A 22,349-nucleotide genomic window follows, 5' to 3' on the forward strand; every position below is an offset into this window, starting at 1 on the left:
AAACATAATAACTCATATCAGAATTAGCATGGTAAGTTAACAATAAACATCGTTCCTATGCCCAACTCACTTTTAACCTGAATTTTTCCATCGCACAAATCTATAATCCGCTTTACAAGGGTTAATCCCAAACCGTTACCAGCTTCGTAGTGAGACTTATCCCCTTGATAAAATTTTTCAAATATATGTTTTTGCGTATCCTTTGACATCCCAATCCCATCATCAGAAATAGTAGCTACAATATTATTTTCTACCTTTTGCAAGGCAATAGAAATAGTACCATTCTCACTAGTAAATTTAACAGCGTTTCCTAAAATATTTATCCACACCTGCATAAGCAACTCTTCATTTCCGTAATAATTTACAGAGTCCATTTCGATATCAAGATTAATATTCTTAGCCGTCCACTTTGTCTCTAGACTTAAAAGCGCTTGCCTTATTTGTTCATCTAATCTATAATTTTTCTTTTCAACAACAATCTCTTGATTTTCTAGTCTTGCAATCTTTAATATATTGCCAGCTAAGCTTGATAAATGCCTAGTTTTCATAAGAATTTTACTAACATACTCATCTTTTTCTTCTTTAGTAAGATTATCATCCTGCAAAAGGGTAGCATAACCTTCTATAGCTGCTATGGGAGTTTTAAATTCATGGGATACATTGGCTACAAAATCATTTCGAAAAGTTTCAATATTGCTCAGTTCCTTAACCATAATATTAAAATTACGAGTCATCTCAGTAACCTCATGTATATGAACTTTATCTTCATCAAGATAGATATTGAAATTACCTTTCGCTACCTTCATTGTAGCTCTGCTAAAAATCACAATAGGAGCTAAAATTCGTTTTCCTACTACTGCTGATATAATTGTACCAATGACTACACTAACAAGTAACATAATCAAAATAGCTAAATCTGGATTTGGTTTAGTCCAAACGCCAAAACGAAATGCAATAAATGCTACAGCACAAATAATTATTACTGATGCTAGCATAATCGAGAAAACAATAAATGAGAAAAATAAACCAAGCTTTAAAGGATATTTTTCTCTCATGTCTTTTTCACCACCTTATAACCAAGACCTCTCACTGTCATTATTTCAAAATCTTGATTTTCTTTAAACCTATCACGTAAACGATTAATATGAACATCTACAGTTCTCGCCTCTGTATCTGAATCCATTCCCCAAATCTCATCCATTAATTGTTGCCTTGTAAAGATATGATTAGGGAAAGAAACTAGCTTATATAATAAGTAAAATTCCTTTTGAGGAAGTACTATTGCTTCACCATTCTGGTACACTGTTAAAGAATCATATTCAAGGACTGAATTTCCTACAGTTTGCTTTCTTTCATTAATAATCTGCGCCCTACGAAGCAGAGCTCCAACTCTTAAAACCATCTCATTTACATCAACAGGCTTTACCATATAATCATCAGTACCCACCAAAAATCCCTTTTGTTTATCTGCGAAGGTTTCCTTTGCTGTAATCATTAGAATAGGAAGATTAAAATTAGCTTCTCGCAGAGCTTTTGTCAGTTCAAATCCATCCATATTAGGCATCATAATATCTGAAATAACTAAATCAACATACTCTTTTTCTAAAATTTCAAGGGCTTTTTCTCCATCTTCTGCTGAGATAGCTTTATAACCGTTCTTAGTTAGAATAGTACAAAATAATCCCCTCAAGTCTTTATCATCTTCTACTACTAAAACATTAAACATGCTGAATCCTCCTACCTTTAGTTTTATCTATAATTATAGTCAGCCTTTGTTAACTGAATGTCAACTAAAAATATAATATATAATTTCACTAACTAACCTGTTGTGCTAACAGATAAGTTTTCATTAATAGGATATTTATTCCATATATTTGAGCAGACTTCTCCTAATGAAGATGTCGCCAAATCCTTAGGAATTATTATCCAAATATTAATGTCTTAATCTTTGCTGTATCTATACCTATATTTAAGATTTTATTTATAAAATAACAAAGATTATGAGCTAATATTTTATTTACTATTCTTGTAGCAAAGCCCCAAGTTGACTTTGCAAGAACCCTCTGTATATTCAATTGCTCGGAGAGCTGAGAAAAAGTGGTTTCTATTCTACGACGAGCCTTGAATATGAGTTGCCTAAGTGGTTTTAAAAGTTTAATTTTACTGTTATTACGACTTATGGTTAGAAGATTAATATCCATTATCTCTTTTAATTGCGAAGCAATCTTTTGACCTATATAGCCTTTATCGCCTATTAGTGTATTAACAACTGAATTATCTATAAGTTCCCAGACTGCGTCTCTATCATCAATGTTTGCAGCAGTAATAGAGAAGTCTGTGATATAGCCATCTAAAGCAACTAATGCATGTAATTTGAAGCCGTAATATGTCTCTTTTTTCGAAGCGCATCGCCCGTAGGCAGCCTTCGGCTTAAATGACTTATGAAAGTGAGCTCTACCAAATTTACACACAGGAATAGGCATACTATCTACAATTCTTATTCGATCATATTGATAGTTAAGAAATTTCATAAATTCCTTACGTATTGCATCTGTGACTCGAAATAAGGATTTTCTTACTCTATGAAATCTTGTTCTACTACAAAAATTAGGGAACAGATCTCGTAAGTTTTTAGAACAAAACCCAAACCAAGCTTTTTCAGAGTCAATGGTTAAGAGTTCGCCTACTAAAGATAAAGTAATGATTTCGCTATCAGACATTACTGACTTATCAATATTGCGACGGTTCATAATAAATGCTGGAGTTACCTTTTGGTAAAAATCATCAATTATAACATAAGTGACAACAATAAAATCTTTTAAGTTGTTTATTGTTATGATAAAATCTTTATTAAACTCTGGCATATAAGTTAGCCTCCTATCATTAGATTAGTCGTGTTTTTTAATGATAGGTTAGCAAATATGCTGGAGTTTTTCTATTTGTAAGTATTGCCAACGTATTTAACTAGCACAACGAGTTAACTAGTAACATTTAGCTGATATTTAATTAAAATTTATTAGTTAACATTCAGTTGAACTTCTCAACTTATACTATAGTTATTAAATAAATTATTATCCTAAACACGTTTTTTCTAACTAATTAGACTAATACTATACTTAATTTCTTATTTGAAAGGAGTGTTATTTTAAATGTTGCAGATAAATAAAATAACAAAAACTTATGTTACAGGCGACTTTAAACAAACTGCATTAGATAATGTCAGCCTAAACTTCCGAGAAAGTGAATTTGTTGCCATATTAGGTCAAAGTGGTTCTGGTAAAACTACTTTTCTAAATGTAATCGGAGGACTAGATCAATACGACAATGGAGATTTGATTATCAATGGTAAATCCACAAAACACTTTAAACAAAGCGATTGGGATGCTTATCGTAACAATAGTGTAGGCTTTATTTTTCAAAGTTACAATCTAATCCCACACTTAAGCATTATCGATAATGTTGAAATGGGTATGACCTTAAGTGGAGTATCTATTTCTGAAAAACGTAAAAAGGCCCTAGATGTACTTGAAAAAGTTGGACTTACAAAACATTTGCATAAAAAACCAAATCAATTATCTGGAGGTCAAATGCAACGTGTTGCTATTGCTCGTGCCCTTGCAAACGACCCTGATATTATTCTAGCTGATGAACCAACTGGTGCTCTAGACACTGAAACCAGCGAACAAATTATGCAATTAATAAAAGAAATTGCCCAAGACAAACTAGTAGTTATGGTTACTCATAATCCAGAATTAGCAACCGCTTATGCTGATCGTATTGTCCGTTTCTCTGATGGAAAAGTAGTAGATGATACAAATCCTTTAGCTAACCAAAAAATTAAAGATAACTATAAGTTAAAGAAAACCAGTATGAGTTTCCTTACAGCATTAAAACTATCTGGTAAAAATATAATCACAAAGAAATGGCGTACTGCTATCACAGCTTTTGCTTCAAGTATTGGAATCATAGGTGTTGCATTAGTATTATCTCTATCCAATGGATTTGATAAACAAATTAATAGCTTTGAAACTGGTGCCCTGTCCAACTACCCAATAACAATAAGCCAAAATGCTATGTCAATGGATGCTTTTGGTCCTCCTAAGGAGAATGCTAATGAACTAACTGAATTTACTAAAGACAAAGTAGTATATCCTTATGATGCCAGTAAAAATAGCGTAACCCACAAAAATGTATTAACACAAGAATATATGGATTATCTTGATAAAATAGATTCATCATGGCTTGATGGCGTTTCTTACAGCCGCAGCGTTAAAATGAATCTACTAAAGCTCAGCGATGGAAAAGCTACTCCACTTAACACTGCAGCTGCAGGTTTTTCAATTTATCCAAGCAAAGCTGACCAATCAAGCAATAGCTATTTAGAGCAATATTATGATTTATTAGCAGGTAACTTCCCTACGAACAAAACTGATCTTGTTTTAGTAGTAGATAAATACAACCAATTAGAAAAAAACTCTCTAGAAGCACTAGGTTTTGATGGGAATAGCGAGAATATAGATTTTAATAATTTTATTGGGCATGAATTTAAAATGCTTATGAACGATGATTATTATGTTAAGTCTAATAATTACTACATCGTCAATGGTACAACTACAGATTTAAGTAACCTTTATAATAGTGAAAAAGCTACTACACTAAAAATCAGTGGTATCATCCGTATAAAAGAAGATATATCTATTTCTTCACTTCCTGCTGGTATCGTATATTCTGATAAACTGGCAGAAGATTTTATTGAAAATGCAAAAAACTCAAAAATCGTTCTTGATCAAAAACAATCAGACTTTAGCGTTATGAATGGAGAAGTATTTGTAGAAGAAAGTAGTACAGCATCAAATAGAATGGGAGCTGGCGGCAAAACTGGTCAAACAAAAGATTCTGCACTAGCAGCCCTTGGAGCTTCTTCTATTCCAACTGGAGTTGCCCTTTACCCTGTTAACTTCGAAGCCAAAGAAAACATTACAAATTATCTTGATCAATGGAATAGTGGATTAGACGAGGAAAAGCAAATAAAGTATACAGACATGGCATCAATGATTACAAGCCTTTCTGGTAACATAATGGATGCAATAACCTTAGTCCTAATTGCTTTTGCAGCAATATCCCTAGTAGTTTCTATGCTTATGATTGGTATCATAATCTATGTTTCAGTTTTGGAACGTACAAAAGAAATTGGTGTACTTAGAGCTCTTGGGGCAAGAAAGAAAGATATAACTCGCGTATTCAATGCAGAAACCTTTATCATCGGAACATGCTCAGGTATTTTAGGGATAGCAATTACCTATTTATTAACCATTCCTGTTAATGCTGTTCTGCTCAATTTAACGGATCTAACAAACGTTGCACAATTAAATCCATTGCACGCTTTTGTTCTAGTAGTAGTTAGCGTTATACTTACAATGATTGGTGGCTTAATTCCTGCTAAAATGGCAGCTAAAAAGGATCCAGTAGTTGCTCTTAGAAGTGAATAATTGATTTTTTAACAACTTTGTTTCCTTCTCAATTTAATATATTTATATTTACACAAAGACATATCTAAGATATGTCTTTGTGTATTTTCATGTTAAATCCCCGTTAAATTTATGTTAAATTCACATTGAATTCATGTTAAGTTTATGTTAAAATTATTTTATATTAAAATTGCTTTTTAATCGTTATAAAGCAAAATATACTCATTTCTTAAATTCATGTCAAGATAAATTCCTAACTGTAAAGGAAATAATTGAATGTAAGATATCACTCTTATACCTTTAATTACATTTTCTTTAATATATTCCCTTATATTTTTCAATTACATATATTTCAAATAATTCTATGTTTTAGAGGATGCTATTCCATAATATTTTATTTATTGTATTTAATTCTTCGATTTTTTATAAAAATATAGATTTTTTCTTATTTATAAATAAAAAATCTATTCCAAAGGATGAAATAAAATGATAGTATTGAATAGGAACTTAATTCATAACAATATAACTATTAATAAAAAAGTTTCTTTGTTTAAATTCTACAATGCAAAGTAATAATTGTATGAAAGGCGGTATCCAATCGAGAAAAATTATCTATTAATTTTGAAATGTAACATACTATGAAAATAGACTAATATAATGTTTTTACTATATTAGCTTTCCTTGTCATGCTAATAAGTAAGGATAATACTAAATATCATGGGAATTATTGAAAATAAAGGATCTACAACGGGACTTCACAATTATATGATAAAAAACTACGGCTCATGGAATTTTCCACTACTTTAGTAAATAAAGAAACATCAATACAAGTAAATCATTTTTATTGAGGTTATTTTGTATCGGTCGATAATAGTTATAAATAATAGCGTATGTAATTTTTTCCTTAAATTAGGTGAAACTTCATTTTTAAGTTTTTTTTAATGTTTCTATGTTAAAATGTATATATGCTAATAAGTTATATACATAGTTCTGAATATTCTTATCATAAATATGTATAGACAAAAGTTAGAAATTATATACTATCTTAAAGGTTTAATAAAAAACAAAGGTGCCTAATTTAATCATTTATGTAAGTTAAATTTAAAAACAAAAACTTTATAATATTTAAAAGGAAGTGACCAAATGTTTAATTTTCAACCAAAACAAGATAAGTTCTACGAAATGTTCTCAGAAACAGCTCAAAACGTACATGAAGCTGCGACAATGTTAAGAGCTAATTTGGATTCTTTAAACCAAAAGGAAGCTAATGTAAAAAACACTGAAGCTTTAGAAGAAAAGGGTGACGAAATAGTACGTAACGTAATTAAGGAACTTAATGAAGCGTTTGTAACTCCAATTGACAGAGAAGACATCTATGCTATCGTTAAACAAATGCGCACTATATTGGATTTGATCAACTCATCAATGCACAGATTTATAATGTTCAATATTACTGAAAGTACTAAAGAAGCTAAACTTTTAACAGACATACTAATGGAAGCTACAAAAGAACTTGTTGATATTATGGACGAGCTTAAATTTAAAGGATATAAATCCAAAAAAATCAATGATAAAGTTCATGCAATAAGCAAAATTGAAGATTCAGCCGATATGCTATTTAGAGAAACTGTTGCAGAATTATTTAAAACTGAAACTGATCCTTTAACAGTTATGAAGTGGAAAGAAATATATCAAATTCTTGAAAACACAATTGATACTTGTGAAAAAGTAGCTATTATCGTAGAGGGAGTTGTCATTAAGAATGCATAGTACTTTAGTCATAACAATATTAATTGTAGCATTTACACTAATATTTGATTTTATAAACGGATTCCATGACACCGCTACAGCAGTTGCTACTACAATCTCTACAAAAGCCCTTACGCCAAAACGAGCTATATTAATTTGTTCAATATTCAACTTTGTAGGTGCATTCCTAGGAACCTCAGTTGCTAAAACCGTAGGAAGTAAAATCGTAAGCTACGCCTCAATCCCTCAATGGGTTATTTTGTGTGTACTAATTTCAGCCATAGCTTGGAATTTAATAACTTGGTATTTTGGTATCCCAAGTAGTTCTTCTCACGCTATAATAGGTGCTCTAGTTGGTGGTGGCATAGCATATACACTTAGCTTTAATACTGTTAACTGGGATGAACTATTCCGCACTGTTATACTATGGTTATTCCTTTCACCAGTTATAGGTTTTGGTGTTGGGTATGTATTTATGTTTATCTTAAATAAGCTTTTAAGTCCATTTAAGATAAGTATTGTAAACAGATTATTTTTAAAACTTCAAATATTTGCAGCAGCGTTTATGTCTTTAAATCATGGTACAAATGATGCTCAAAAATCTATGGGTATAATAACTATGGCTCTAGTAAGTGGTGGCTTCATCAGTGGCGGCTTTACAGTGCCAACATGGGTTATATTTTGCTGTGCTTTAGCAATGGCCCTTGGAACATCTTTAGGCGGAAAAAGAATTATTAAAACCATGGGAAACGGCGTTGCAAAATTAACTCCAGTAAGTGGATTTACTGCTCAAACTGGTGCTGCATGCGTAATATTAGCAGCTACATCTTTCCATGCTCCAGTTAGTACTACTCATATAATGACAACAACTATAATGGGTGTTGGAGCTTCTAAAAGATTTAAATCAGTTAAATGGGGCGTAGCTAAGAGTATCGTATGGGCTTGGGTCTTAACTATCCCTATAACAGCAAGCATATCAGGCTTACTAATAATGCTAGTAAAATTATTCATATAATAAATTATATATGTCGTAATCACACTCTACATATTACTCATATATATTAATCGAATAGATTTCCATTTAATTAAGCCTTTCAGCAGATTATTTCCTAGATAATCTCTGAGAGGTTTTATCAATTTAAATCATTGTGTAGTATTACAAAATCATCTTACATCTTAACTACGCCAAGACTAGTTTATCTAACCTATGTTAAATTTGGATTATTGTTTTGTTATCAGAAAGTTATGTTCTTGTTAAATCTCCAAATACAAATTGAAATATACTTTCACTTTTGTCTTCATAGGATTTTAGCCTTTGCTTTGAAATAGCTATTACTATTCATATAATTTAAAATTAAAAGAGAACTGGTTTAATTAAATCCAGTTCTCTTTTTTTATATTTCTCAACTAAACATTAATTACTCTATTTATATAAATTATTTTAATTGCACTTTTCCTTATAAGGATCAATGTGTATATTTACACGAGTATTTTTCAACTCATTGCACATATCTTTTTTTAAATCTCCAATAATGTCATGTGCTTGCACAACTGTAAGTTGTGGATCTACAGTAATGTGGAAATCAATGTGCTTCATATTGCCAGACTTTCTTGTTTTAAGCTTATGATAATCAATAAATTGATCCTTATGATTTCTAATTATGTTTTCTATTTCAGCTTCTTCTTTATCAGAAAGCTTTGAGTCTAAAAGATAATCAAATGCATTCTTAGATAGTTCCCAGGCTTCCTTTATTATAAGTAATGCCACAAGTATTGCAACAATCGGATCTAGTATAAAAAGTCCTGTAGCCTTCATAAGAATAATTCCTACACCAACTCCAAGTGATGTATAAACATCAGTCTTCAAATGAAGTGCATCTGCTTCTAATGCCATAGAATCCTCTTCTTGAGAAACCTTATATAACTTTCTAGATACTAAATAATTTACAAATGATGAAATAAACATTACTGCAATGGCAATTCCAGCTTCTTCAATTCCAACTGGTTCAAATATTTTATTAATAGCTTTATAAATAATCATTGCTGCAGCAACAAAAATCAGAAGTCCTTCTGCTATTCCTGAAATATTTTCTATCTTCCCATGTCCATAAGGATGGGCTTTATCCGCAGGTTTTGAAGATTCCCTTACTGAGAAAAATGCTATCATCGATGCTACAAGATCCATTCCTGAATGTATCGCTTCAGAAATAATACTTACTGACCCACTCAAAAGCCCTGCTATAACCTTAAAAATTATCAAAGTTGTATTTGATAAAATCGATAAGGCAGCAATTTTAACTTTTCTATCAGCTTTAACCATATAAAAATTCCTCCTAAAAATAAACGAGACCTGTAGATGCACAAGATATGCTCCACAGGTAAGACTTTTTTGATGAAAACAGAAACTAGCCTATTATCATTAAAACCTAATGATGTCTATTGTTTTGTAGTTATCTAATAGAACTAAGTATAATATACACCGTTTTCATTGTCAATAATTTGAAAAAGATTATAATTATAATCATTTTCATTTAGAAAATTTATTATTTTGGCGTTTCTTAACCTTTTCTAAATAGTCTTTTTGCTCGACTATATTTTCCTCAAAATTCTCTACAGCCCACCTAGTGAAGTTACCTATTTTTCCTTCATCTGAGAACACTTTTTTATCATTTTCCTCCCGCATAATACACTCCTTCTCTTTGCTAATAAATTATTATAGGGAAACTCTATATAATATTATCCCAAAGGTAAGATTGTTTTATGAATTTATGTGTATTTCGTCAATCTTTTTCTAATTTCACTTTAATCCTGCCCCTAAAATATGAGTAACTTCAATAATCAGACTATACCTCAGTTCATATTCTTAGAAAGAAGTTTCAAATACATTCTCCCCTCCAACTATCGTCACATATACAGTAGCTTTTTCATCAAAAATAGTTATATCTGCATCTTTCCCTTTTTCTAAAGTTCCTTTTGAATTTTCTAAATGCAAAACCTTTGCTGGATTTAAAGTTACCATAGCGATAACTTCACTAATAGTTAGTTTTGTATGTTCTAATATGTTTATAATTGCAATATCTAGACTTAAAATACTTCCTGCTAATGTCCCATCTTTAAGCCTAGCAGAGTTGTTCTTAACATCAACATCTTGACCACCTAAGTCATAGATTCCTTCCTTCATTGCCCCAGCTCTCATAGAATCTGTAATTAAGACTATCTTTTCTTTTCCCTTTATTTTTATTAGTAATTTAAAAATCCCAGGATGTACATGAATGGTATCTGCAATAATTTCACAGCTTACATTACTATTAAATATTGCTCCAACAGCTCCTGGTTTCCGATGATTTAATGGTGACATTGCATTAAAGATATGAGTAGCGTGAGTAACACCTTCACTTATAGCTTCCTCTGCTTCTTCATATTCAGCATTTGTATGTCCCATTGATATGACAATATCACTACTTTCTTTCAGCTGCTTTATAAATTTATGATCCTTATCTTTTTCTGGCGCTAAAGTTACTATCTTAATAACATCTAAATATTCTTCTATAAATTCAAAAGAAGGTTCAACAATAAATTTTTCACTTTGAGCACCTTTATAGGCTTCATTTATAAAAGGCCCTTCTAAATGGGCACCTAATACTCTTGCTCCTCCAATCTCCCTACCCTTTGCATTTTTAATAACTTCTAATGCTTTATAGATTTTTTCTTTTTCCATAGTCATAGTGGTTGGTAAAAAAGAAGTGACACCACTTTTAGAAAGAGTTCTGCTAATAATTGTTAACCCTTCTATCGAGCCATCCATAGTATCACAACCACCAGCTCCATGTATATGTATATCTATAAAACCTGGAGAGACATAATTTCCTTTAGCATCTATTATATCTATATACTTCACAGAATTTTGCCTTTTATACTGTTCTAAGCAGTCTTCATCAATTATATCTATAATCTTCTTTTCAAATAAAATTACTTTTCCCACTAACACATTATCTACTGTGATAATTCTACCATTAACAATTCCCCTCATGTGAACTATTCCTTTCTGTTTCACACTTATAAATAGTTTTAAATTTACTTACTCAAGTCTTACTAATTATCACTACTTGTATACCATCTCTTGATGATTTCAACACTCTCTTTACTTGGATAATATCTTTTCTCTGCACTAGTTTCACCTATAGCAAATATTGAAAATCCCAGGTTCCAAGAACAACTTTCAAATACCTTTCTATATGCTTCAAAACAATTTGCTTGCTCTAGATTATTCATAATATCAGATAAATATGGATCATATGGATGGATTGAGGCTTTATTTGTTTTAGGAAATCCTAACTCTCCAAAGAAAATTAGCTTATCCCATTTATCATAAAATCCTTTGATTTCTTGTACTACATTTTGTTTTCTATCATATATTTGTGTACTATACAGTGAACTAACCAAGTTATCAATTGTATTTGTATCATTATTAGTAAGCTCAAAATAAGCTGCTATAGAAATAAAATCTAACTTTGAAAACACCAGATTATTTAGTTTTTTTTCATATTCCTTAGTTAACTCTGGTTTCCATACTGCTGTAATCCAAAAATTAGTTCTATAAGTCACTAGCCCTTTATAATAAGTTCGTACATAATCAACCAAGTCACACATATCTTCTTCTTGAGACTCCATATTTACAAAACTTGTTCCAATACTTAATGCATCTACATGATATGGCACAGCAACTTCATCAATCAAAACTTTTAACACATTATGCTTCCAATTATAAAAAAAGTTATCTATATTATCAGGATTCCATGCTGTTTCACCAATACTTCCATTCTCTATCCATGGATAAGCTTCTAATATTATATTTACTTTTTTACCTTTTAGCTTCTTAACTAAGTCTATTGCCCTTTTCTTACTATTTTCATCTACTACCATATTACTTGATGTACGACTATCTATATTTATCACTATAGGAACATTTAAAGTGTTAAGCCTCAATTCCTCTATGTCATTAAGAACTTGATCTATATTATAGTCTGTAGATAAATTTCCTGATTTAATCTTTATTTGAAACTCAGCATTCAGTGTTTTTCCCTGAATTTTATTTATTAGTGCATTAACGAATCCTCTTGAATTATAATTAATTCTCACAGCATAGAAAGCAAGTACTGATATAAATAATATAATAAGTATCCCCGCTTTTTTCTTAGCCATTCTCTCTTCCCCCATAAATTCTGATTTTTCCATCTGACAATATCCAAATACCCTATGATAACTTTAAACCAATTAATGTTGCAGCTGTAAATAAATAATATGTATATGATTATACTAAATCCATCCATTAATTTAAAGTTACTTTTGTGTATCATAAATTTCAAAATTCGTTTTATAAGAAAGATTTATTAAATATAAAAAAGACACTACAACTGTACTGTCTTTAAGCTTATCTCTTTTAAGTTTTATTAATTCGTATTTATATTTATCTACAGCTTCAAACAAATACATTCCAACTATAAGGTTTATACAATATCAGTATCTCTCATTTCTATTTCAGTTCCCTCGGGAGCTTTTATCTTAAGTAGACTTTCTCCAAGTACCTTATAAACTACTTGACCATTTTTTAGTTTAAAATCCTCATATCCCAAAGCTTTAATTCTTTCATATTCTTGTTCTACATTATCAACCATAAACGCCATATGTACTGGCCCAGCATTTAAAGAACTCCACTTATTAAAATTATCACCTTCTTTAGGTGTTTGAAGTTCTATCATGAATTTCCCCAATTTTATCCATGTATTAAAATCCCTCCCGTGGAAGTTCGGTGTTTCACTAATTATTTGAAACCCTAATATCCTTGTATAGAAATCTACTGATTCTTCATATTTATCTGTTTGAATGCATATATGATGTATCATTTTTATACTCATAAGTCTTCCCCCAAATTTGTTTATTGAACAATCATTATATTATTTTCATATTATTTTATCAATACCTTTTTATTTCTACCATATTATATAAATTTCATAAAACTTTCAAAATCTATATTTAGTTTAATCTATAAATCACGTTGAAACATTTTCCCCTTTAGTTTTAATAGGTTATTTTTCTTTTCTAAAACTTTATTAATTAAATATATATTTATATCAATGAATATATATTTAATTAATTGTCTATAATCTAAATACATAACTGAAGGTAACTTAATTAATTTTAAGCTACCTTCGCAATCCCCCTAATTATTTTAATGAGGTAACAATAGTAAAAGAATCCTTATAAAAACCTTACTAAGGTAAATCTAAAAAGAATAAAACTTCAAGTAATGGGATTATCCGCTGGAACAAAATTTTCTTGATTAAGTCCGTAACTTTCAAGAATTTTTAGCAGTGTTTTATCCTTTTTCATTCCATCAATTTCTTTATTAATTGCGTTTGCTAATGAAACATCATTTTTCCTTACTGCTGATGCTATTAAACCTGGAAGTTCTGGTTCATAGGGATATAAGGTCTTTAAATACAATTTAGGATTATTTGATATTAAATAAGATACAAGAATAGAGTCCGTTATTCCCGCATCAACTTTAAGGGTATTAATTGCTGACATTAAATTAGCTTGATTATCAAAGACGACAACGTCTTTAATAAGTTTTTGTTCTTTCCATTTATTAGCCAAATCTAAAAAAACAGTTCCTTCTTGTGCACCGACAACTGCATTTTTTAAATCTTCTTTAACAGTTATTTTTGAAAATTTAGGTATAACCACTACTTCCCATTCTTTATATAGTATATCAGTGAACAAAGCTATTTTTTTACGTTCTTCTATTGCATACATTCTATCTGACATTACATCTATCTCTTTATTATTATTCAATTCTGTCAGTAAATCTTCGAAGGGTACTATTTTTTTGACTTCAACCCTCTCTAAACCAAGGCGTCGTGCAATTTCTTTTATGATATCACCATTAATCCCAGTAAGTTCATTAGTTTCTGGATCAATATAGGAGAAAGGATAGTTGTTATCTGATATAACAACATTCATTACTTTTCTTTCTTTTATTAATTCTAATCTATCTTTTGAATCTGTAATGGGCAGATTTTTACCATTAAAAACTTTTGGTTGGTATATAAGGAATATTCCAATGAAAGTTATAGCTATTATATTTAAAATTAATTTTCTTCTAGAAATACATTTTTTCATAAGCTACCTCTTTTCGATTCGTATAAAATAAATCAAACTTATTATTTTTGTTTACAAGTGATATTATTCAATAACATTGTAAGCATCAAAATTCTTACATGGCCAAATTAGATTTATTATGAACTATAAGCATATAAAGTACACGATTACCTTCCTTTTATTTGTTATGATTCATAAACTCTTGAAATAACTTATCTTGTTTTAACTCTGGTGGTTTTGACATCAATTTGGGACATTTCTAAATCACTTCTTGAAGACACTCAATAAACGAAAAAAGTGTCTATGAAATTCTTTTAAAATTGAATTATCATAAACACTTTCTATTTTTCGTAAAATATATTTATTTTAAATGTTGTAAGAAATTTTCATCAGAAGTTATTCCCACTCAATAGTAACTATAATCCTACAACCTGCTTAAGCTCTACCATTATAAAAAACAACACTAATTTGGTGGGGGGCACAGGGGGGATTATTCATTTTTATCTAGAATTCAGCTTTTTTGTTTTTCAAAAAACATTAACTACATTTTCTTGAATTACGAATAAAAAACACCGCATTATTTGTTTGAATAATACGGTACTAACTACTAATTTATTACTATGTCTGAGAAACTATAAAATTTGCAACACCCTTCAATATAAGTTAGCAATTATGTCAATATATAATTGCTAATACTTAACTAAGTTTATAATTATAATAATATTTTAAGAATATCTATAACTCATTACCATGTTTTTGTAACCTTCATTTTTAAGTCCATAGCTCTCTTTAATTTGTCTTGTACACCTTCTGCTTTATATGACACAATACGTTCGAACTTGATAATGAATTTAGATTTATACCGATTAGAAGATATATCTTTATACTCAATAGTCACATTTACTTTCAAATTATCTAACATATATGTCATTTCATGGTTTTCACTTTCTAACTTGAGCATAGCAGCATAAATATATCTGAAACATGTAGGCATTTCAACTTCTACAAGGTTAGAATTCTTAGCAACAGGTAATATGTACTGCACACTTGATATTTCATTTAAAGGGATTCCTAATCCAAATTTCTGTTCTTCATCGTAAAAGAAAATTGTATCTAGGTTTTCATCACCAAATTCAACTTTAAACTGATTCTCTTTATCGAAAGTTTTCAGGACATTTATTAATTCTAAATAATCAATGTCCCATGTAATTTTTATATTTTTTGCTGACTCTTTTCCAATGTTAGCTATACATAAACTAATTACATGTGTTTCGTAAACCGTTTGATCTTTGTCAATAAAAACTTCGGTTTCTTTCAAGTTTTCAGATTTCACACAATATCCTGGTGTAAGGATTTTACCAAACACCGAATAATTCCAAAATAGTGATATCTTGTTTTCTAAAATAATTACTTCTGGTTTTAATGAATCTCTTGTTTGCTTTCGTAATACCAAAATATTAAGTAATCCAGTTAAAGCAGTTACAAGAGTTGCTATACTTACCCAAATTGATAAATCTTTCATATATGCTCCCCCATAAAACTCATACATTATTTTCAAGGTAGGTTAAATTACATGAAGATTATATCATATTCACCATAATATTTCTCACTTTTTACATGTTACATTTCATCCTTTCCTTTTTCATAAAACACCTTAACTACTTTTCCATTATATTTCAATCACTACCTACTTCAAATCTTGTGGTCTTCCTATATACCCTAATATTTCTTCTTCACTATCTTTGAGGATATAACACCAATTAAACTTTTGAATAATGTTACTAGGCCTTGAAATTTTTTTGATTTGACTATCAAGCCAAATACTTAAGTGACCCTTCTCGCCTTCAAATAATATTTGAGTTTCTTCACCTAAAAAGATAACTTTTTCAATTTTCATCTTTATAAATAAATCAAATTTATAAAAGTAATAAAATCCTTCTTCTATATCTTCACATAGTAGCTTTTGTCTATCATTGCAGGGTTTTACCCCTACAGAACATTCTTCACACAATATTCGTCCGTCATATGATGTAAAATGATTTTTCCCTACGCTTGTTTTACATTTATAGCAACTATACATTAGATCACCTTCTCTAAAATCTATTTAATTTTGTTATTAAGCCCCTCACCATATAAATTGTATATACTATGTACCTTTCATTTTTTAATTTATATTGCATAAAACTAAATAATAAAAATCAACACGTTTCTTAAACAGATACTTATATTTAATTTCTTATAAACACTCCATTCCAAATGCCATTGACAGTGAGCCTCTGGGGACATAATTCTTATGAGCCTACCAAGCCTCTTATTTTGAATAATAGGCTCATACCAAACAGGCTATCATGTCCCCTCTCACTGTAAATGGTCCGCTACGCCATTCTCCATTCAGCACATAAGTCTTACATTATTTTTTCAATGTTTGATTCCCATTAAACTTAATTTTTGTTACTTCAGCAGTTTTAATACTTATATTACCAGTTATTTTCCCAACTATTTCAGTATCTGCTCCACTCCACATATGTGCATAATGTTTTAAGGTTATTTCAGGACTAGAATGCCCCATACGTTGAGATAGAACAAGTACTGACACATTAAATTCATTAATAAGATAAGAAGCATGAGAGTGTCGTAATCCTTTTGCTTGTATCTTCTTTACTCCTGCAAACTTAGAATAACGATTAATTATTCTAGCTATCGTTGACTTAATCATTGGAAATCCGTCATAACTAAAAACAAAATCTTCTTCCCCGCCTAATCCTATTTCTTTTTGTCTATTTTTCCACGCTTTTAAAATTTTTATAGTGTCATCATCTAAAGCAATTATTCTCTTTCCATCTTCTGTTTTTGTATATGAGTTCCTTTTCCAATCTGCCCTATTTTTAATAATAAGCATATGATGAACACTTAAACGCTTTTTAATAAAATCAACATTGTTCCAATATAATGCAGTACCTTCATTTACACGAATTCCTGTCATATAATAAACCCATAACATAACAAAATTCAAATGCTCATAAAAATCTTCTATATAAATTTGATTAATAACTTTTTCAAATTCTCGCTTTGTCCAATATGGAACTATTGCTTTTCCTTTTTGAATTGCTTTAACCTTTTTAGATACATTTTGCTCTAAATATTGCATTTCTATCGCTTTATCTAAACTCTTACGTAGCACTCCAAAAATAAGACTAGCATATGATTGAGAATATCCTGCTCCACCATTTTCTTTACTTGTTAACAACCATGTACGGAATTCTTGTACATGCTCTACAGAAATAGAACGAAGTGGGACAGAACTAAATCTATCCCTCATCTTTTCTAATATTCTTTTTTTAACATCAAAAGTACTTTGTTCGACCTCTGTTTTATAATAAGGTATATATACTTCATTCATGAATTGCCCATATGTCATTTTATAATTTGCATAAGAATTAACTTTATGATATTCTCTTTTTAAGCGAGTTAACTCTTTGTTAGCTTCTGAAGCGGAAGAAAAAGGCTTACCATTCCTATCTTTTCTTCCCTTTTTTCTTACTCTTTTACCTGTAATTCTATCTATTCCAAACTCTGTCTGATAAAAATAGTTTCCTTTATCATCAACATATACTCCTTGATATTTTGTTTTTTGTTGTGTTTTATTCATAATTTGCTATTTTCATTTCTAAAACTAAAGAAACTCCTAAAATAGATTCAACTACTTCTCTTGGAACTCTCCCTAATCTCTTGTTATTATAATACGGACAACCTTTTTGCACCATTATAGCTTTCGCTTCCCTAATCAATGAAATAGCTTGATACTTTTTATATCCCATTTCAATTAAATCATCTTTACATATTGTTACGCTCAACTAAATCTGCTCCTTCCATTTTTAATATTCATCTTCACTTACAAGTTCTAATATACGTTGCTCTATTAACGTTTCATCTAATTTAGTAATTTTTTCTTTTCCAATTTCAATTAATTCTTTTAAATAAATTTCTGCATATTCTTCTCCATATACACTTCTAAAAGCTTCGTACACCATACTTATTGATTTAACAGTATTTCTTTCAATCCATTTCTTTTTCTTTTTTAATGTTATTTTTTCACGTTGAACTTTTAAAGGTATAACCTCAATTCCATCAACAAATTTTTCCCACCATCTCATATTAGGTAACCTATTTTTATTATGTAAATCACTAGAACTTTTAGGTTTTGTTTTAAATGAATAATGAGCTGATAAAATTCCTTTTATTATTGCATTAAGAGGTTTACCGCTAGATATTTTAAAAGCTACTAACATAGCTTTCTTACCAGTCAACTCCAATTCCCACCTAACCCACTTTTCTACATTAAAAACTTCTCCTACATTATCCATTCTTTCTTGTTTTTTATCATAAATTCTAAGTATCTGTGGAGAAGAACCTATATAGAGTGTAAATCCAGTTAATTTTCCATCTAAAATTCTTCCACTGTTTATTTCAACAAATTTATGACTTTTTGTACTTAACTGTCCTCGTTTAACATAATCTTGTAGAACTTTTACAGATGGACTTGAATCATCAAATATATCCAAAGCTAAATCGATTCTAGAAAATATTCCTTTGGTTTCTAGTATGAAAGAAATTAACTTGTACCAGTGCCACCCTTCAATTCTGCACATATACTCTTCATACTGCCTACAAGCTTGACCACTCATATCTATAAGAATATTATTATGAGTTTGACTTGAATGAAGATTAATATTAGCAAAACTAATGCAACTATCATAAGTTGGAAACGGTGATCCCTTTAAATTTGAACCTGCAAACTCTGAAAAAGGAATCCCTAGAATATTATTAGCCACAGTAGAAAAATTACTACCCGGAATTGAACAACGTAAGTAATCAATTAAACACTGATTATTTTTCTTTTGATTCATTTGCTTTACCTATAATGTAATTATCTGCTTCTATTTTAATAGCGTCATATAGCCAAGCATCAACCATTGATTTACCTTGTCCTACAAATACTTTTTTATATATCTTTTTAGGTTTAATTTTAAGACCTTTAAAAGATATTGGAATAAATTCTCCTTCTTCGAAATTATCTAAGTTTGGAATGTTAGTCTGCCCTTCCACAACTACTGTTATTGGATTTCCTATTTCTGTAGACCCATTTTGTAGCACTAATTCAATAAAATTTCTATCGTATACCTTAAAAAGTAGAGTATACTTTCCTGTTTCAACTAATTCTCCATTTAAATTTTTTGCTTTTTCTAGTTTAACATTAATACCTTCTTTAGGAACAACCATTGCTACAGGAACTTTAAATTGACAAATATCAAAAAATAAATCTCCTAATTCTATACTTTCTGAGTCATTTAAATTGTGTAATGTTGAACTTTTTAAAATTAATTTTTCCATTTTTAATACCTTCCTTTTTTAAGTTTTGTATTTTTATTCTCTAGATTTTAGTTTTTCACTTTTCCGAAATCTCGGAATTTTATATATGCTCTTAACCCTTATATTTCAAGGCTTCAAGATATCCCATTTGAGTTTAGTTACCCAGTGTTACTCACTGGGTAGTTCGTTTTAACTGAATTTTTAATATTCAGAGCTATCGCTCAATTGTCATTTAAATAGAAGATTTTCGGCCATTCCATTCGGATAGCAGAGCTACCGCCTACAATCATCTATTAAAATAACAATTATCATGATTGCTTTTCATTTTTAGACTTCATTAATTTATCTATCTCTTTAATAAAATCAAAATCTTTATTAATAAAAGGTGTTTCAAAATAAACAGGACAAGTATGCACCCCATCTATTTGAATATATCCTCCACCTTTTTCTGTAACTGTTTTATATTCCACATTATTAGTATCAAATATCATCTTGTATCCAATTGAATCAATGTTTCCTAATCCTGCTTTAAAACCCATTTGAGAACGAATATTTGTAGGCAAATCATCTGCTGATGGTCTTTGCATAAGTATCTCTATCATTACTCCTGCTTGCCTACCTTTCATTACGATTGTAAAAACATAATCCAATACTTCTTTACTAATTTTCTTATCTACAGAATGAAGAAATGCAGAGAACTCGTCAAATACAACAATGACAGGGGATAACCCAAAATCGCTATAAGTCTTCCAAATGCGGATATATCGTTAAAATATTCAGAATAACGTTTTTCCATTAATTCAACTACTTCTCTTAATAACTTAGCTATTTTATTGGGTTCAGTTGCTACCTTATCCTCAAAACCTTCTATAAACCTTAATAAGGATAAATCTGCTTTCTTAGGATCTATAATATATAAATCTGCTTGTGGAGTTAAACTTAGATAGGAAACTATCTTACCTAAGATAAAGAAACTCTTTCCACTTCCTGTTCCACCAACTATTAGTGAGTGTGGTGTTTTACTTAATTGATAAGATATATTTCCTGAAATATTAATAATGTCAAACGTCTTTTGTTTAATACTTGTAGCTAAGTCAAGTCTTCTGTCATTGTATTTCAAAAACACATATTCGACATAGTTAACAGTTGTATTCATTACATCTAAATTCATTCCTAATGCACTTTCTAAATTATTACCTAGTGCAGCAGCTTCTTTTGTAAATCTATCACCATCTTTCGCAATACGAACATAAACCTTCTTGTCGTCATCATTATAAAAAATCCTTATGATTCTAACTATTCTTTTTTCAATTTTTTTCTTTCCATCCTTTTCTATCTCGAATGATTCTTCATCAAAAAGCTTTAAACTATGAATCATGTAGACTAAACTTTTTTCTATCGTAGGATTAGTTTTATTTTTGTCTATTCTCATATATAATTTTATAGCCTCATAGATGGAATACCCCCATAGTAATAGAACTACGATATTTATCAAACCATTAAATCTAATACTCCTATAGATAATGGGTACATTAATATATAATGGTGGAATAACTCTATTTAATCGAATGAAAAAATAAGTTTCTAATATTATAAAAGCAGTAAGTATAATAAAGCTAAATAAACCAGTTTCTATTGTCGTGGGATATATTACTTCCTTCCAATCAGTATCTGAATTATTATTTGGTTGACAAAATGCTGATTCCTTTAAATTAGACATTTGATTTGTTCCTTTGAATTTCTAGTTTTTTTATGATTATTTCAGATTTAATCCCTTCGCCCATATACATCCAAAAACTTTGTGATACCTCTTCGTTGTCATAGCCTTTGTATTTAGGGATATCTATCCCTATACCTTTTAAGTTATCAAGATACTGACTTATTGATGATTCTACATATGGTCTGCTATGAATTTCACTAATTTTCTGCCACCTTATACCGTCATAAATATACTTTATAGTTACCTTATTCCAAATATATGCTGAACTATTCTCATCTAAAAAGCTCACCTCTCCTACAGCAGGCTCTCTTTCTAACTCTATAGAATTTTCTTTACCTTTATATATGTAAAATAAAGAACTAAAAATTAGGATAAATATAAAAATTGGTAAACTAATGAATAAAGTCTTCTTTTTATTCTCTTTTACTTTCATAATAAGGACCTCCTTTTGAGTAATAAAATGATTTAGGATAAAATCTGTAACTTGGGTTATTTTCTATTAGATCATACAAAGATTCATCTGTGGTTCTATGTCTCAAATGTTTAGCCACTATTAAGTTCTCAGCGATTTTAAATAAAGTAGTATCATAAATGTTGTAGGTAACCGGTAATTTATTTCTTAGAGAATTCCATTGAGCTTTAGGAAACTCGAATTCCTCCGAAAAACCTGTTTTTAGTTTCTGTATTCTCCTAATGAAGTCGATACTCAAGTTTTCTAAAATAATGTTCTCTGTTTTAAAAATTATATAGATATTAGTATTTTTCATAAAGTAAATCTCCCTTACAAATTAATAATAAATATACCTAATAGTGCTTAGTTGGTAATCTAATAAACAATACGAACATTTATAACCCCTCCCTTATGGTAAATTTTTTAAATT

General features: G+C 29.7%; 23 protein-coding genes. 3 read left to right on the forward strand and 20 right to left on the reverse strand.

The features are described from left to right. Nucleotides 1-23: 23 nt before the first annotated feature. The 3 genes from CLOCEL_RS14720 to CLOCEL_RS14730 all read right to left on the reverse strand — a co-directional run bounded on the left by CLOCEL_RS14720 (nucleotide 24) and on the right by CLOCEL_RS14730 (nucleotide 2,864). Nucleotides 24-1,055, reverse strand: a complete 1,032-nt coding sequence (locus CLOCEL_RS14720; RefSeq protein ID WP_010075725.1) for a HAMP domain-containing sensor histidine kinase — start codon at nucleotides 1,053-1,055, stop codon at nucleotides 24-26. Beyond that, nucleotides 1,052-1,726 (reverse strand): response regulator transcription factor, encoded by a 675-nt coding sequence (locus CLOCEL_RS14725; RefSeq protein WP_010075726.1) that lies wholly within the window; start codon nucleotides 1,724-1,726, stop codon nucleotides 1,052-1,054. Before CLOCEL_RS14725 ends, CLOCEL_RS14720 begins: the two co-directional genes overlap by 4 nt. Before the next feature lie 196 nt (nucleotides 1,727-1,922). Further along, on the reverse strand, nucleotides 1,923-2,864 hold the full coding sequence (locus tag CLOCEL_RS14730; RefSeq protein WP_010076700.1) for an IS982-like element ISClce1 family transposase: 942 nt from the start codon (nucleotides 2,862-2,864) through the stop codon (nucleotides 1,923-1,925). A gap of 285 nt (nucleotides 2,865-3,149) precedes the next feature. Between CLOCEL_RS14730 and CLOCEL_RS14735 the strand changes: the two genes are divergently transcribed. The 3 genes from CLOCEL_RS14735 to CLOCEL_RS14745 all read left to right on the forward strand — a co-directional run bounded on the left by CLOCEL_RS14735 (nucleotide 3,150) and on the right by CLOCEL_RS14745 (nucleotide 8,232). Then, nucleotides 3,150-5,489, forward strand: a complete 2,340-nt coding sequence (locus tag CLOCEL_RS14735) for an ABC transporter ATP-binding protein/permease (RefSeq protein WP_010075727.1) — start codon at nucleotides 3,150-3,152, stop codon at nucleotides 5,487-5,489. 1,122 nt (nucleotides 5,490-6,611) lie between these two features. Further along, nucleotides 6,612-7,238 carry a DUF47 domain-containing protein gene (locus tag CLOCEL_RS14740; RefSeq protein WP_010075728.1) on the forward strand — a complete coding sequence of 209 codons (627 nt, stop codon included), beginning with the start codon at nucleotides 6,612-6,614 and terminating at the stop codon, nucleotides 7,236-7,238. Further along, on the forward strand, nucleotides 7,231-8,232 hold the full coding sequence (locus CLOCEL_RS14745) for an inorganic phosphate transporter (RefSeq protein WP_010075729.1): 1,002 nt from the start codon (nucleotides 7,231-7,233) through the stop codon (nucleotides 8,230-8,232). The genes CLOCEL_RS14740 and CLOCEL_RS14745 overlap by 8 nt, the downstream gene beginning before the upstream one ends. A 426-nt stretch (nucleotides 8,233-8,658) precedes the next feature. Here the strand turns inward: CLOCEL_RS14745 and CLOCEL_RS14750 are convergent, their stop codons facing one another. The 17 genes from CLOCEL_RS14750 to CLOCEL_RS14815 all read right to left on the reverse strand — a co-directional run bounded on the left by CLOCEL_RS14750 (nucleotide 8,659) and on the right by CLOCEL_RS14815 (nucleotide 22,235). Beyond that, complete coding sequence (locus CLOCEL_RS14750) at nucleotides 8,659-9,537, reverse strand: cation diffusion facilitator family transporter (protein ID WP_010075730.1); 879 nt, start codon at nucleotides 9,535-9,537, stop codon at nucleotides 8,659-8,661. Nucleotides 9,538-9,744: 207 nt separating this feature from the next. Then, complete coding sequence (locus CLOCEL_RS23290; RefSeq protein WP_010075731.1) at nucleotides 9,745-9,900, reverse strand: hypothetical protein; 156 nt, start codon at nucleotides 9,898-9,900, stop codon at nucleotides 9,745-9,747. A gap of 180 nt (nucleotides 9,901-10,080) precedes the next feature. Continuing rightward, on the reverse strand, nucleotides 10,081-11,247 hold the full coding sequence (nagA, locus tag CLOCEL_RS14755; RefSeq protein ID WP_010075732.1) for an N-acetylglucosamine-6-phosphate deacetylase: 1,167 nt from the start codon (nucleotides 11,245-11,247) through the stop codon (nucleotides 10,081-10,083). 62 nt (nucleotides 11,248-11,309) lie between these two features. Beyond that, nucleotides 11,310-12,419, reverse strand: a complete 1,110-nt coding sequence (locus CLOCEL_RS14760) for a glycoside hydrolase family 113 (protein ID WP_041707181.1) — start codon at nucleotides 12,417-12,419, stop codon at nucleotides 11,310-11,312. Nucleotides 12,420-12,557: 138 nt separating this feature from the next. Next, on the reverse strand, nucleotides 12,558-12,710 hold the full coding sequence (locus CLOCEL_RS22855; RefSeq protein ID WP_157629746.1) for a hypothetical protein: 153 nt from the start codon (nucleotides 12,708-12,710) through the stop codon (nucleotides 12,558-12,560). Nucleotides 12,711-12,724: 14 nt separating this feature from the next. Further along, nucleotides 12,725-13,132, reverse strand: a complete 408-nt coding sequence (locus CLOCEL_RS14765) for a VOC family protein (RefSeq protein WP_010075736.1) — start codon at nucleotides 13,130-13,132, stop codon at nucleotides 12,725-12,727. Nucleotides 13,133-13,517: 385 nt separating this feature from the next. Beyond that, entirely contained in the window at nucleotides 13,518-14,399 is an 882-nt protein-coding gene (locus CLOCEL_RS14770; RefSeq protein ID WP_010075737.1) for an ABC transporter substrate-binding protein, read from the reverse strand. Nucleotides 14,400-15,123: 724 nt separating this feature from the next. After that, the gene (locus CLOCEL_RS14775) at nucleotides 15,124-15,900 is read right to left on the reverse strand and encodes a hypothetical protein (protein WP_013291814.1); all 777 of its coding nucleotides are present in this window, start codon (nucleotides 15,898-15,900) and stop codon (nucleotides 15,124-15,126) included. Nucleotides 15,901-16,065: 165 nt separating this feature from the next. Then, nucleotides 16,066-16,458 (reverse strand): hypothetical protein, encoded by a 393-nt coding sequence (locus tag CLOCEL_RS14780; RefSeq protein WP_010075740.1) that lies wholly within the window; start codon nucleotides 16,456-16,458, stop codon nucleotides 16,066-16,068. A gap of 330 nt (nucleotides 16,459-16,788) precedes the next feature. Continuing rightward, complete coding sequence (locus tag CLOCEL_RS14785) at nucleotides 16,789-18,027, reverse strand: tyrosine-type recombinase/integrase (protein ID WP_010075741.1); 1,239 nt, start codon at nucleotides 18,025-18,027, stop codon at nucleotides 16,789-16,791. Beyond that, nucleotides 18,020-18,232 carry a DUF3173 domain-containing protein gene (locus CLOCEL_RS14790; protein WP_010075742.1) on the reverse strand — a complete coding sequence of 71 codons (213 nt, stop codon included), beginning with the start codon at nucleotides 18,230-18,232 and terminating at the stop codon, nucleotides 18,020-18,022. Before CLOCEL_RS14790 ends, CLOCEL_RS14785 begins: the two co-directional genes overlap by 8 nt. Before the next feature lie 21 nt (nucleotides 18,233-18,253). Continuing rightward, complete coding sequence (locus CLOCEL_RS14795; protein WP_010075743.1) at nucleotides 18,254-19,285, reverse strand: replication initiation factor domain-containing protein; 1,032 nt, start codon at nucleotides 19,283-19,285, stop codon at nucleotides 18,254-18,256. Beyond that, nucleotides 19,266-19,769 (reverse strand): hypothetical protein, encoded by a 504-nt coding sequence (locus tag CLOCEL_RS14800; RefSeq protein ID WP_010075744.1) that lies wholly within the window; start codon nucleotides 19,767-19,769, stop codon nucleotides 19,266-19,268. Before CLOCEL_RS14800 ends, CLOCEL_RS14795 begins: the two co-directional genes overlap by 20 nt. A gap of 287 nt (nucleotides 19,770-20,056) precedes the next feature. Beyond that, nucleotides 20,057-20,374 (reverse strand): hypothetical protein, encoded by a 318-nt coding sequence (locus CLOCEL_RS23295; RefSeq protein WP_049785863.1) that lies wholly within the window; start codon nucleotides 20,372-20,374, stop codon nucleotides 20,057-20,059. A 47-nt stretch (nucleotides 20,375-20,421) separates the two neighbouring features. After that, on the reverse strand, nucleotides 20,422-21,468 hold the full coding sequence (locus tag CLOCEL_RS14805) for an FtsK/SpoIIIE domain-containing protein (protein WP_049785864.1): 1,047 nt from the start codon (nucleotides 21,466-21,468) through the stop codon (nucleotides 20,422-20,424). Next, nucleotides 21,461-21,901, reverse strand: a complete 441-nt coding sequence (locus tag CLOCEL_RS14810; RefSeq protein WP_010075745.1) for a hypothetical protein — start codon at nucleotides 21,899-21,901, stop codon at nucleotides 21,461-21,463. Before CLOCEL_RS14810 ends, CLOCEL_RS14805 begins: the two co-directional genes overlap by 8 nt. Then, nucleotides 21,882-22,235: a hypothetical protein gene (locus tag CLOCEL_RS14815; protein ID WP_010075746.1), complete on the reverse strand. Its 354-nt coding sequence runs from the start codon at nucleotides 22,233-22,235 to the stop codon at nucleotides 21,882-21,884. Before CLOCEL_RS14815 ends, CLOCEL_RS14810 begins: the two co-directional genes overlap by 20 nt. Nucleotides 22,236-22,349 lie beyond the last annotated feature (114 nt).

This window comes from Clostridium cellulovorans 743B, from assembly GCF_000145275.1.
In the GTDB taxonomy this organism is placed as follows: Bacteria; Bacillota; Clostridia; order Clostridiales; family Clostridiaceae; genus Clostridium_K; species Clostridium_K cellulovorans.